10 protein-coding genes are annotated in these 12,471 nt (G+C 59.8%); 6 read left to right on the forward strand and 4 right to left on the reverse strand.

Features of this window, described 5'->3' with window-relative positions:
* Nucleotides 1-235 (reverse strand): electron transfer flavoprotein subunit beta/FixA family protein (locus tag ACOVQ0_RS17685; RefSeq protein WP_421887503.1); only part of this gene is annotated, 235 nt, incomplete at its 3' end.
* A 527-nt stretch (nt 236-762) separates the two neighbouring features.
* Here ACOVQ0_RS17685 and ACOVQ0_RS17690 point away from each other — a divergent pair.
* The gene (locus ACOVQ0_RS17690; protein ID WP_421887506.1) at nt 763-1,620 is read left to right on the forward strand and encodes a DMT family transporter; all 858 of its coding nucleotides are present in this window, start codon (nt 763-765) and stop codon (nt 1,618-1,620) included.
* Nucleotides 1,621-1,682: 62 nt separating this feature from the next.
* On the opposite strand, the gene ACOVQ0_RS17695 is transcribed toward ACOVQ0_RS17690, so the two are convergent.
* The gene (locus ACOVQ0_RS17695; RefSeq protein ID WP_421887509.1) at nt 1,683-2,537 is read right to left on the reverse strand and encodes a LysR substrate-binding domain-containing protein; all 855 of its coding nucleotides are present in this window, start codon (nt 2,535-2,537) and stop codon (nt 1,683-1,685) included.
* 104 nt (nt 2,538-2,641) lie between these two features.
* Between ACOVQ0_RS17695 and ACOVQ0_RS17700 the strand changes: the two genes are divergently transcribed.
* On the forward strand, nt 2,642-3,553 hold the full coding sequence (locus tag ACOVQ0_RS17700; RefSeq protein ID WP_421887512.1) for a DMT family transporter: 912 nt from the start codon (nt 2,642-2,644) through the stop codon (nt 3,551-3,553).
* A 9-nt stretch (nt 3,554-3,562) separates the two neighbouring features.
* On the opposite strand, the gene ACOVQ0_RS17705 is transcribed toward ACOVQ0_RS17700, so the two are convergent.
* Nucleotides 3,563-4,801 carry an aromatic ring-hydroxylating oxygenase subunit alpha gene (locus tag ACOVQ0_RS17705; RefSeq protein ID WP_421887514.1) on the reverse strand — a complete coding sequence of 413 codons (1,239 nt, stop codon included), beginning with the start codon at nt 4,799-4,801 and terminating at the stop codon, nt 3,563-3,565.
* A 256-nt stretch (nt 4,802-5,057) separates the two neighbouring features.
* Between ACOVQ0_RS17705 and ACOVQ0_RS17710 the strand changes: the two genes are divergently transcribed.
* From ACOVQ0_RS17710 to ACOVQ0_RS17725, 4 genes are all read left to right on the forward strand, one after another.
* Nucleotides 5,058-6,431 carry an amino acid permease gene (locus ACOVQ0_RS17710; RefSeq protein WP_421887517.1) on the forward strand — a complete coding sequence of 458 codons (1,374 nt, stop codon included), beginning with the start codon at nt 5,058-5,060 and terminating at the stop codon, nt 6,429-6,431.
* Nucleotides 6,432-6,491: 60 nt separating this feature from the next.
* Entirely contained in the window at nt 6,492-8,999 is a 2,508-nt protein-coding gene (locus ACOVQ0_RS17715; protein ID WP_421887520.1) for a GcvT family protein, read from the forward strand.
* A gap of 82 nt (nt 9,000-9,081) precedes the next feature.
* Nucleotides 9,082-10,038 (forward strand): LysR substrate-binding domain-containing protein, encoded by a 957-nt coding sequence (locus ACOVQ0_RS17720; protein WP_421887522.1) that lies wholly within the window; start codon nt 9,082-9,084, stop codon nt 10,036-10,038.
* Between the two features lie 56 nt (nt 10,039-10,094).
* Nucleotides 10,095-11,363, forward strand: a complete 1,269-nt coding sequence (locus tag ACOVQ0_RS17725) for a M24 family metallopeptidase (protein WP_421887525.1) — start codon at nt 10,095-10,097, stop codon at nt 11,361-11,363.
* Nucleotides 11,364-11,405: 42 nt separating this feature from the next.
* Here the strand turns inward: ACOVQ0_RS17725 and ACOVQ0_RS17730 are convergent, their stop codons facing one another.
* On the reverse strand, nt 11,406-12,458 hold the full coding sequence (locus ACOVQ0_RS17730) for a proline racemase family protein (protein WP_421887528.1): 1,053 nt from the start codon (nt 12,456-12,458) through the stop codon (nt 11,406-11,408).
* Nucleotides 12,459-12,471: the final 13 nt, after the last annotated feature.

The raw sequence follows: 12,471 nt of genomic DNA on the forward strand, positions 1-12,471 counted from the left end.
CCATCGCCAGCGCCGTGCGCAGCGTTTCCTGCGCCTTGGCAGGCCCGACAGACACAGCCACGATCTCGGAAACCACGCCCTTCTCCTTCAGACGGATCGCTTCCTCAACCGCGATCTCATCGAACGGGTTCATGCTCATCTTCACGTTCGCAAGATCAACTCCCGAACCATCCGCCTTCACACGAGGCTTCACGTTGTAGTCTATCACTCGCTTCACGCAGACCAGGGTCTTCATGGCGCAATCCATCTTTTATCTGGGTGTGGAAACCGGTGGGGCGTGCAAACCCATGCTCCCCGCCGAGGCTTGCCCTGATGTGTGCCAGACAGCGTTGCGAAAACAAGGCACCTGAGGCGGCATAAACTAATCTAAGGCTAGATATTAGACGGCCACCAGTGTTCACTAAATCAAGCTCGACGCTTTCTCATTCATCGCGGCAAGGCTGTGCAGTGGTAAATCTTATCGCTTGCATGAGCATTCCACATCGCAACCTGACTACACCGGCTGCACTTGCCTTACTTCAATCCACTTGATACGAATTTACAGTAATTGGAGGGGAACCATCGTGCAGACCTGCATCACTGTTGACGCTGGATCGTCGCACCTTCCCCTGCCTTTCCGAATGATGTCAGTGGTTGCCCATTCGTCCGCGCCGCCCCCGGTCGCGCCGCCCGTATCGGCGGCACCGCCGCCTGCTGCGGACTGATCCGACACCATTTTCGCGCCCTTGTGCAGGGCGCTGCATCATCATTCGGGGTTTACCCATGAACAATCGTCATTTGTCGGCGCTTGGGCCGACTAGCCTGTTCGTCCTGCTGTGGAGCAGCGGGACCATTGTTTCCGAAATCGGCCTGCACCACGGTTCGCCGTTTGCATTGCTGGCGCTACGTTATGTTACGGCGCTGGCCGTGCTGGTTCCGTTCGCATTGTCGAACGGAAAATTGCTGCCCGCACGCGGAACGCGGCTGCGTGTTGCAACCATCGGCCTTGCCATATCGGGCCTCTATTCCACCTGTTATCTGCTGGCGCTGGACCACGGCGTTACGCCGGGCGCACTTGCCACCATGCTGGGCGTGCAGCCCATTCTTACGCTGTTCGTGACCGAGCGGAAGGTCACACCGCTGCGCATGGCGGGGCTGCTGCTGGCACTTGGCGGGTTGGCACTTATCGTGTCCGACGGATTGCTATCGATGCGACTGCAGATGCTTGGGGTGGTCTTCGCGCTCGTTTCCCTTGTGGGCATCACGTATGGTTCGATCCTGCAGAAGCGGGAGACGCAGGCCCCTTGGGAAATGCTGCCATTGCAATACATTGTTGGCCTTGCCACCATTGCGATGATCGCGCCGTTTGGCGATTTTCGCGTTTCAACAGACATTGGCTTTATCGGGCCGGTTCTGTGGCTGGGACTGGTGATTTCGGTCGGGGCTACTTTCCTGCTCTATCGCCTGATCGCGCGGGGCAATCTCGTTAATGTCACCAGCCTGTTCTACCTTGTCCCTGCGGTTACTGCCGCGATGGATTGGGTATTCCTTGGCAACCCGATGTCACATCTGGCGCTGGCAGGACTGGCGCTGACCATTATCGGACTGGCGCTGGTGTTCCGGCAAAAGGCCGCCAGCTAGGACGATAATTGGACGCGCGGGAAACAGACATTCGTTTCCTGCGCGCCCAAGCTGTCGCTCAATCATTCCCGCGCCAGTTCGCGCGTCAGGAATGCCTGAAGCCTTGCCGCCAGTGCCGTGGTTGGACCACCTCGCTCTACCAGACTGATTTCGAACGGCGGCAGGTCGGGCAATCCTTGCGCCTGACCAACCCGGATCAGGCCCTGCGGCAGGCACGATTCCACAATGCCCACCACGGCGAGGCCAGCCTGTGCCACCGCAATCAGGCCCAACTGGCTTTTGCTGGAACAAACGACGCGAAACTGTCGTCCACTTTCCTGCAGTGCCTCAAGTGCATAGCGGCGGGCGATGTCGCCAGCCTCGAACAATCCCACCGGCACCGGATCGCGCAGCCATAGCGCATGGTCGGGCGCGGCGGCCCAGATGAAACGTTCGTGGCAAAGCACGGCAAAGGGCTGATCAGGATCGCGAGTGACCAAAGCGAGGTCGATCTGTCCAGCCTTCAGTTGCTGAAGCAAAACGGTACTAGGCTGAAAAATCAGTTCGATGTCCGCCAACGGATGTGCCTGCGAAAAACGCTCAAGCACTGGCAGCAGCAGAAATGCGGCATAGTCCTCAGGCACGCCCAGCCGGACAAGGCCTGCCTGATCCGGCCCCCGCAGGCTGGCCAGTGCTTCATCGGAAAGCCGCAACAGACGGCGCGCATGGACCAGCAGTTCCTCCCCCGCCGCATTTGGTTTCAGGGTTCGACCTTCGCGGTGGAACAGAGGACGGCCGACGTCGGCTTCCAAGCGTTGCAATTGCATGCTCACCGCAGACTGGCTGCGCCCGACCCGCGCGGCAGCACGCAATACGCTGCCGGTTTCGATGACAGTAACGAAGCTACGCAGCAGCGTGAGGTCGAGCGTTTGGATCATTCATCAAATTTCTTGAACATAATGCTCAATTTTATTCGATTGATTGATTCAAAATGCAAGTCGAAAGGAGCCTGACGCTGCACTGGCAAAAACGAGGATGGAAAATGCCATACAAGACAGGCGCACTGCTGGTGGTGACAGCCGGTCTGCTGTGGTCCTTTCAGGCACTGATCATTCGCCAGTTGGGTGAAGCAGGGTCTTGGGCGGTGTTGTTCTGGCGGTCGTCCGGTATGCTTCCCGTGCTGCTTGCTTTCATCGGCTGGCGCGCGCGCGGATCATTGGGATCTGCGATGCGATCAGCCGGGATTGCTGGCCTTATCGGCGGTGTTGCGCTTGTTGCCGCCATGGGCGGTGCCATTGTCGCCTTCCAGTCGACCACGATTGCCAATGCGGCCTTCCTGCTTGCAGCCTCTCCGCTGATCTCGGCAATACTGGCGCGGATCGTGCTGAAGGAAGAAGTGTCGGCCAGAACACGCATCGCCATTCTGATTGCTTTGGTCGGCATCTTTGTGATGGTGCGCGAAGGCCTCGCCAACGGTGCCTGGCTGGGCAACATCGCCGCGCTCGTTTCGGCGTCAGGCTTTGCCGCTTTCACGATTACGCTGCGTTGGCGCCATCTTGACGACAGCCTGCCGTCAGTCGCAATCGGTGCCGCTCTTGCCATGTCAGCAAGCATGTTCGTCGCCGCGCAGTTGGGGCAGCCGATTCTGGTGCGCACGCCCGACATCATCTGGTGTCTGCTTATGGGCGCTGTCACTCTTGCGGGCGGGATGATCCTCTACACGCTTGGCAGCAAGGCTGTGCCATCGGCAGAACTGGCACTGCTTTCCAATACCGAGGTCATGCTCGCACCGCTGTGGGTCTGGCTGGTGATGGGCGAAACGGCAAGCATTGGCACCTTCGTTGGCGGCGCGATCCTGTTTGCAGGGATTGCGTTCAATGCAATTGGCGCGACCCGCAAGGCCGTTCAACCAGACCGAAAACCATCCGAACCGGCCACGGCGCCCTGCGGGTGAGCGCCAGCATTACTCCATGCCCAACGCGGCCTTGGCCGTTTTGACGTAAAAGCTCTTGAACGCTTCGACGAGCTTTTCCTCGTTGGAGTACATGCCGGGGCGATAGGCGTCCGAACGAATGCCCGCGTGGTTGTTTTCGGCAAGACGGCCATCCTGCGCATTGGTGGCGCGCCACACGGCGGTCAGGTTGTCAACGTCGTAGTCCTCGCCTTCAACCGCATCTTCATGGACCAGCCAGCTCGTGCGCAGCATGGTCTTGTCAGCCCCCAGTGGCACAAGGCTGAACGTCACGACATGATCGCAGCAGAAGTGGTGCCAGCTATTGGGCTGGGTCCAGATCGACAGGCTGGTTTCCACCTTGTCACCATGCGGCCAGATCAGTTTCCTGCACGCAGGCTGGCCATCAAGGGTTTGTGTAACCGTGCCTGACGCCAGCCCGAGGCGGGCAACGCGGTGCCACCAGCCATCGGGAAACTCGATCAGTTCGCGATAGATGCCAAGCTTTTCCCATTCGGCGCGCTGAGCCTCGATCGCCAGTTCGTCGCCGGTCATTTCACCGCTCTGGTTGTCTTCGGGCAGGCCTTTGCCGAAACCGGTGCCGTCAAGCGACTTGAGCAGTTCAGGATGGTTGCCCTCGCAGTGGTAACACTCGCGATTGTTTTCCATCACCAGCTTCCAGTTGGCGTGGTCGATCAATTCCTCGACATAGGCGACCTTCAGCTTGTCGAGATTGTAGATGCCGATCTGTTCGGCAATGTCCTGCCCGGCGCGGTCGAATGGCGGAGGATTTTCCGACAGGCACACGAACAGCAGCCCGCCTGCGTTCTCCAGCGCCACTGGACGCAGACCGTGGGCAGACTTGTCAAACCCTTCAGGCATGTCGCGCGCGGCCAGCAGACGACCGTCAAGGTTGAAGCTCCAGTAGTGGTACGGACAGGTCAGGCGCGGCGCGTTGCCAGTGGCCGTGCCGCAGATACGCGCTCCGCGATGGGTACAGGTGTTGTAGAACGCCCGAACCTCGCCATCCTTGCCCCGGATGATCATCACCGAGTTGTTGCCGAGTTCGAACACATAGAAGTCGCCCGGTTTCTTCACATGCGCCACGGTGCAGGCATAGAGCCACACCGACTTGAGCATGACCTGGCTATCGAACCGATAGGCATCCTCGCCCACATAGAGATCGCGCGGCAGCGTAAATCCGGGGCGGTCGAGGGCAAGATCGGCGGCGACCGAGGGGTAAGACGTCATGTACGGCATCCATCGCTGATTTTCTGTCTGTCAGCACGCACGAGCTTTGGCCGACGGCTGGCATGGACAATTTACCGCGACTCAGCATTCGGTTGCAGCACAAATGCCTACATCATTTTCTCTAATGTTACGTCTTAGCTTCCCTTACTCAATGCATAGCACCTTGATGCCCGTGCCGATTTATATCCAGATGCAAACAGGGAACCCGAAAAGGGTCAGATTTCGCCATTTGACGGAATCAGGGGAGAAGCCGCGCATGACCGGTTCGGTTGGAGAAGACCACAAAAGCCTCGCGCATTCGCTGCAATCGCGACACGTGACCATGATCTCGCTGGGCGGGATCATCGGTGCCGGAATCTTCGTGGGGTCGAGCGCGGCGATCAACATCGCCGGGCCATCAGTCCTGTTCACTTACGCGATGTGCGGCACGCTTGTTTTCGTGATCATGCGAATGCTGGGCGAAATGGCCGTGGCCCGGCCCGGCGTCGGCACGTTCACCGGTTATACCCGGCTGGGCCTTGGTCCCTGGGCTGGCTTCGTCAACGGCTGGCTCTACTTCTACTTTTGGGTCGTCACCATCGCAGTCGAAGCGATTGCAGGGGCCGCGCTGCTGGCACCAGTCGTCCCCCTGCCCCAGTGGATCGTTGCCGGAGCGCTGGTCGCGATTACCACGGGCATCAATCTGATGTCGGTGCGTGCCTACGGCGAGACCGAGTTCTGGTTCGCGGCGCTGAAGGTAGCCACCATCACCGCATTCATCGCGCTGGGGGCAGGCTATGTTTTCGGCTTTGGGCCGGGCTTGCCTGCCATCACGGTACAATTCGCGGCGCATGGCGGGCTGTTCCCCCAAGGCTGGCAGGCTGTATTCACTGCCATTCCTGTGGTGATCTTCTCGATGATGGGCAGCGAGGTGGCGACTATCGCCGCCGTGGAAACCGCAGACCCGGCCAAGAACGTGGTCCGCGCTGCACGCACGGTCACCCTGCGCATCCTGTTCTTCTATCTTGGCTCGATCAGCGTGATTGTGGCCATCGTGCCGTGGGACCAGATCCTTACGGGCCAATCTCCGTTTGCGGATGCCATGTCGCGTATCCATATCCCAGGCGCTGCAGCAATCATGTCGGTGGTGGTTTTCACCGCCGTTACCTCGTGCCTGAACTCGGCGATCTATGTCACGTCGCGCATGTTGCACGAAATGGCAGAACGCGGCGACGCTCCTGCTCTCTTCGCTGAAGTTTCAGGCCGTCGCGTGCCCACAACCGCTATTCTGGTCAGCGCACTGTCGGGCATGGCTATGGTGCTGGTTTCGGTAATTTCGCCCGAACGCGCCTTCGTGTTCCTGCTGCAGTCATCCGGCGCGATCATCCTGTGTGTCTACCTGCTGATCGCGCTTAGCCAGATTGCCCTGCGCCGCCGTCTGGAAGCAGCGGGTGAACCGCTGCCGGTCAAAGTCTGGGCCTTCCCTTTCGTCAGCTACGCGCTTGTCGGCGGCATTCTGGCAGTGCTGGTGCTGATGGCCAGCAAGCCCGACCTGCGTGAGCAAGTAAGCCTTTGCGCCATGCTTTTCCTTTTCGCCGTCGCGGCCTTCCACTTGCGCAAGCGGGTGGGGACAGCCGCCGTGACTTCGTGATCGTGTGAACTTCGCGCGTTGGCCCCAGCGCCCGCGCGCCTGAAAATCTGGAGACAAGAAATGCAATCTACGGCACGCGTCGTGGTTATCGGTGGCGGCGTGGTCGGGGTCAGCACCCTGTACCACCTTGCCAGGATGGGTTGGTCGGATGTCTGCCTGCTGGAACGCCACGAGCTGACATCAGGCTCCACCTGGCACGCGGCTGGTCTGCTGCCACTGTTCAACTTGAGCTATTCGGTGGGCAAGCTCCATCAGTATTCGGTCGACTTCTATCCCACGCTGGAAGCGGAAACCGAACTGAACGTCGGCTTTTCCAATGTATCCAACATCCGCCTTGCCACCAGCCAGGACCGGCTTGACGAATACCTCTACTATGCCGGTGTTGCCCGCACCATTGGTGTCGAAGTCAACTTCCTGACGCCTGATCAGGTGCGCGAAGCATGGCCACTGTGCGAAACGCAGAATGTCCTTGGCGCAATCCAGCACCCCGCCGATGGCTATATCCAGCCAGCCGACCTCACGCAGGCGCTGGCCAAGGGCGCGCGCAACCGTGGCGCGAAAATCTATCGCAACACGGTGGTTAACGGCATCACCCAGAAGCCCAACGGCGAATGGATCGTCTCGACCGACAAGGGCGATATCACCTGCGAACACGTCGTATCGGCATCAGGCAATTTCGCCCGCCAGACCGGCGCAATGGTTGGCCTCGATATCCCGGTCGTGCCGGTCGAACACCAGTACATCGTCACTGAACAGCACCCCGCAATCATGGAACGCCGCGCCAAGGGCTTGCCCGAAATGGGTGTCCTGCGTGAATCCGACGCATCATGGTACATGCGCGAAGAAGCTGGTGGCCTGCTGCTTGGCCCTTACGAAGTCGGCGCGCCTGCCTGCTATCTTGATGGCCCTGCACCCAACGCCGAATACGAACTGTTCCCCGACGCGCTGGAACGGCTTGAACCCTACATCCTCTCGGCCATCGAACGTGTGCCGGCATTTGGCGAAGTTGGCGTAAAGCGCGTCTATAACGGGGCCATCGCCTATACCCCGGATGGTTCGCCCATCGTCGGGCCTGCATGGGGCAAGAAGAACTTCTGGCTGAACGAAGGCCATTCCTTCGGCATTACCGCCGCTGGCGGCGCGGGCTGGCAGCTCGCCAACTGGATTGTCGAAGGCGAACCCTCAATCGACATGATGGGCGTCGATCCGCGCCGCTTTGGCGACTACGCCGGTCGCGGTTACCTTGTTGAAAAGAACGAGGAAGCCTATGCCAAGGTGTTCACGGTTCATTATCCCGACGAGGAGCGCGAAGCCGCACGTCCGCTGCGCCAGACGCCGTGCTATGACCGCATGAAGAAGCTGGGCGCGGTGTTCGGCAGCGTGTTCGGCTGGGAACGCCCGAACTGGTTCGCCCCTGAAGGCTACGAACTTTCCGAAGCCGATCTCGACAAGCCGGACGTCATCCTGAACCACAACCACCCCGATGTGGACAATGAACCGGTACGCGAAAAGTGGTCGTTCCGCCGCTCCAATTACTTCGATTTCGTAGGGGCCGAATGCCGCCACGTACACGAAAAGGTTGGCCTTCAGGACATGAGCGCCTTCGCCAAGTGCGAAATCTCCGGCCCCGGTGCGGAAAGCTGGCTCGACGGTCTGCTGACCAATGCCGTTCCCAAGAAAGTCGGGCGCGTCTCGCTGTCGTATCTGCTCACCTCGCGCGGGGGCGTGCGCAGCGAGTTCACCGTCTACAAGATGGCCCCGCAGCGCTATTACCTCGTCTCGGCTGGGGCCTATGAGCGGCACGACCACGATTACCTGAAAAAGGCCATGCCAACCGACGGTTCAGTCACGTTTGAACGCCTGACCACCGCGATGGGCGTGCTGGTGCTGGCAGGACCACGTTCGCGCGATGTGCTGGCGAAGCTGACCGACGCCAACCTTTCCAACGAGGCATTCCCCTGGCTGACCGGCAAGACCATCAGCATCGGTGCTGCCCCCGTGGAAGCGCTGCGCGTAAACTTCATCGGTGAACTGGGTTGGGAAATCCACCACCCGATCGAGACGCAGAACTACATATTCGACAAGCTGATGGCCGCAGGGGCCGAATTCGACATCAAGCCCTTCGGGATTCGCGCAATGGTGTCGATGGCGCTGGAAAAGAGCTACAAGCTCATCCCGCGTGAATTGTCGGTCGAATACTCGGCCTACGAAAGCGGCCTCGACCGGTTCATCAGCCTGAAGAAGCCCGGCTTCCACGGCAAGGACGCGCTGCTGGCATGGAAGGACAAGGGCCTCGCCAACGCGTTTGTCACAATGGAAGTCCACGACGTGACCGACGCCGACGCGCGTGGATCGGAAGTGATCCTGAAAGGCGAGGACGTGGTCGGGCGCGCAACTTCGGGTGGATACGGCTGGCGCATCGGCAAGAGCATAGCGCTGGCGATGGTCAATCCTGCTTATGCCGCTGAAGGCACCGAATTGGAGATTGTGATCCTGGGTCAGCGCTATCGCGCCACCGTGATCGCTGACTCGCCTTTCGACGCTGACAACACCGCACTGCGCGCCTGATCCGGCGGGCTACGCAACGAGGGCGCTCCATTCCAACCAGACAGAGCGCCCTCAGCCTTCAGGAAGATGATCGGATCAGGGTATGCGCCTTCCATCGGAGTTCGATCTTCACGCGCTGGAAGTGTTCATTCTCACCGTGGATCTGGGTGGCATGACGCCCTGCGCCTTGCGCCTGAACGTCACCCAATCGGCCGTTTCGCAAACCATTGCGCGGCTCGAAAGCGGCCTTGGCGCCGCATTGTTCGACCGTTCACTGCGCCCGCTGGGCATTACCCCGGCTGGGCGGTCGCTTTATGTGCAGGGCCTGGAACTGCTGTCCGAGGCCAAGCGGGTTTATGATGGTGTCCGCGAGGAATCCGACCAGCCGATCGATTCCGTCACCATCGCCATGTCCGAAAGCCTGGCGACACACCTGACCGCGCCCTTGCTGAAGGAATATGGCAACCGCGCCAATCGCTGGACCGTACGGTCAGGCCTGTCGCTTAAGCATCACGCAGAATTTCTGGCGCGCCGTTTCGACATGCTGGTGACCGGCAGCAATATGCTGGAGCGCGAGACGGGGCTGGATCATCGGTTGATCGTGGAAGATCCGTTCGTGCTGCTGCTACCCAGCGATTATGACGGACCGACCGAGCCGGGCAACATTACCCCCAAACTGCCGTTTATTCGCTATACGCTGGATTCCGGCACAGGGCAGCGGATCGAACAGCAACTGACCCGAATGCGGCTACGGCTGCCCAACACGATCGAAGTGGAAATCACGCACCAGCAGTTGACCACCGTAGCGCTGGGCATGGGGTGGAGTATCACATCGCTGCTGTGCCTTGCAGCGCAGCCCGAACTGATGCGCAAGATGCGGGTGGAGCCATTGCGAAAGGGCCACTTCTCCCGCCGGATTGAGGTCATCTCACGCGCAGGGGAATTGGGCGATCTGGCCGAATGCACTACAAAACTGGCCCAAAGCGTGCTTCAGGAGCAGACTTTTCCGCCACTGACCGAGAGTCTGCCTTGGGTCGAAGAGCTGATCCGCTGGACATGAATAGTCCTTGGGATGGCTGAATCGTCAAAGCAAATGACCGAATACGGGAGCGATCAATGAACAACACGGTCAGTGCATCTGCACGGCAAGTCATGAAGGATGAGCGCAAGCGATCCTACCTGAATGCCGATGGCATGGACCGCCCCCTGATCAGTACGCTGGATCAAGCCGTGCTAGACCGTGCACGCGCTTATCGCATCGGCCGTCTGCGCGCCAAGATGGCTGAATACGACTGTGACGCCATGCTGATGTATGATCCGGTCAATATCCGCTATGCCTTTGACAGTTCGAACATGAGCATCTGGACCATGCACAACGCTGCACGGTACGCTCTGGTGCTGGCTGATGGCCCTGCGATCATGTTCGAATTCGAAGGCTGCGAACACCTGAATGCCGGACTGTTCGCCATCGATGAAGTGCGTCCGGCGGTTTCATGGCTCTATTTCTCGGCAGGTGATCAGGCCGAACACCGCATGAACGAATGGGCGGACGAGATTGCCAGCTTGGTCAAGCGCGGCCCCGGTCCGGTACGGCTTGGCATAGACAAGCTGGAGCCTTCAGGCGCCTTTGCCTTGCAAGCCCGTGGCCTCACCGTCATCGATGGGCAGGAAATTCTGGAAATGGCCCGCGCGATCAAAAGCGCGGACGAGATCGAATTGATGCGCTGGACCGTGCGCGTCTGCGAAGCGGGCATGGCGCGCATGTATGAAATGTCCGAGCCGGGCCGCACCGAGCGTGAAATCTGGGCGGAACTCCATTTCGAGAACGCACGCAGCGGCGGCGAGTGGCTGGAAACCAAGCTGGTGACCGCAGGGCCGCGCACCAACCCGTGGTATAACGAATGCTCCGACTATCGCATCCAGTTGGGCGACATGATCAGCTTCGATACCGACATGGTTGGCCCCTATGGCTACTGCGCAGACCTGTCGCGCTCGTGGACCTGCGGGCATGTGGCGATGAAGGCCAAGCAGAAGGAACTTTATTCGGCAGCGCTCGACCAGATCAACCATAACCTTGCGTTGCTGAAACCCGGCGTCACCTTTGCCGAGTTCAATGAAAAGTCATGGCAGATCCCGGAAAAATACGTCCCCTATCGCTATTCTCTGGCGCTCCACGGCACCGGCCTGTGCGATGAATGGCCGACTGTGCTGTTGCACCCCGATTTCGCCAGGAACTGCACCGGAACCATTGAGGCCAATATGGTGCTGAACGTGGAAAGCCTGATTGCGGAAGCAGGGTCGGAAAGCATCAAGCTGGAAACGCAGGTGTTGATTACCGAGAACGGCGCAGAACGACTGGACACTTTCCCGTGGGAGGAAATCTGATCGGTTTCGGGGCATCAACCTTTGTCGATGCCCCTTTGATCTTCAGGCCCAGATATCGCCGATGACATAACCTTCGGGGAACGGATCGTCGTGATCAAGCACGAGCGTATTCAGCCCGGATATCCACGCGGTCCCGCTAATCGTCGGCACCACGGCAGAGCGGCCACCGAGCGTCGTCTCCTCTATCAGCCGTCCGGTAAAGACGTTGCCCAGAATGCCCTGATGACGGAAATCCTGATGTAGCGGTAGTTCGCCCTTGGGATGGAGCACCGCCATCTTGGCTGACGTGCCAGTGCCGCAAGGGCAACGATCCAGCGCGCCCGTCCATGTGGCAGGATCGTCCCACGAAAGCGGGCCTGACGCCATCGTCACGGCATTCTTCCAGTCCGCGCGGGGATCGTCCGTAGGGCCAGATAGCTGCGAAATGGTGATGCCAACGCCCGGATAGTCCGGATGCTCTACCGGAAGCTGTTCCATCGCGGCCTGCCGGATCATGGCCGAAACGCGGGCAATCTCGCCCCCGTGTTCGGGTATGAGTTCCAGCCCCTTGAACTGGCGCACATCGGCAATGACATAGAACATGCCGCCCCACCCCACATCCACCGTCACTTTGCCCAGATGCGGAACCTCGATCACCGCGTCGAGATGGGCGGCAAAGGCGGGAACGTTGCGGAAGCGCACGCTCTTCACCTTGCCGTCAAGGCACTGCGCGGTCACATGGATCAGCCCGGCAGGGGCCTCCAGAACCAGTTCAGTTACCGGTTCGCGCATCGGCAACATCCCCATTTCCAGCAGCACCGTCGCCACCGCGATGGTATTGCCGCCGGACATCATCGGATATTCGACCTGCTCCATGATGATATACCCGGCGTCAGCCTCAGGGTGCGAAGGCGGCACGATCAGGTTGCAGCAATGCGCAGGATAGCCGCGCGGCTCACGCAGCATCAGCTTGCGTAGCTGATCGTCGTTCGCTTCCAACCACTGCATTTTTTCGAAGCTGGTGGCGCCCGGCACATGCGGCACGCCTCCGGTAATGACCCGCATGGGAATGCCCGCGTGGGTATCCACGGCCTGAATAGTGCGCTTGTAGCCCATGATTGCTCTTTCG

The sequence above is a fragment of the Novosphingobium sp. genome, from assembly GCF_049240505.1.
Lineage (GTDB): Bacteria > Pseudomonadota > Alphaproteobacteria > Sphingomonadales > Sphingomonadaceae > Novosphingobium.

Coding starts and splice junctions, on each gene's coding strand:
- ACOVQ0_RS17705 (WP_421887514.1), bottom strand. CDS start 4,801: ATGACGTCTTACCCCTCGGTCGCCGCCGATCTTGCCCTCGACCGCCCC.
- ACOVQ0_RS17720 (WP_421887522.1), top strand. CDS start 9,082: ATGCGCCTTCCATCGGAGTTCGATCTTCACGCGCTGGAAGTGTTCATT.
- ACOVQ0_RS17695 (WP_421887509.1), bottom strand. CDS start 2,537: ATGATCCAAACGCTCGACCTCACGCTGCTGCGTAGCTTCGTTACTGTC.
- ACOVQ0_RS17690 (WP_421887506.1), top strand. CDS start 763: ATGAACAATCGTCATTTGTCGGCGCTTGGGCCGACTAGCCTGTTCGTC.
- ACOVQ0_RS17700 (WP_421887512.1), top strand. CDS start 2,642: ATGCCATACAAGACAGGCGCACTGCTGGTGGTGACAGCCGGTCTGCTG.
- ACOVQ0_RS17730 (WP_421887528.1), bottom strand. CDS start 12,458: ATGGGCTACAAGCGCACTATTCAGGCCGTGGATACCCACGCGGGCATT.
- ACOVQ0_RS17725 (WP_421887525.1), top strand. CDS start 10,095: ATGAACAACACGGTCAGTGCATCTGCACGGCAAGTCATGAAGGATGAG.
- ACOVQ0_RS17715 (WP_421887520.1), top strand. CDS start 6,492: ATGCAATCTACGGCACGCGTCGTGGTTATCGGTGGCGGCGTGGTCGGG.
- ACOVQ0_RS17710 (WP_421887517.1), top strand. CDS start 5,058: ATGACCGGTTCGGTTGGAGAAGACCACAAAAGCCTCGCGCATTCGCTG.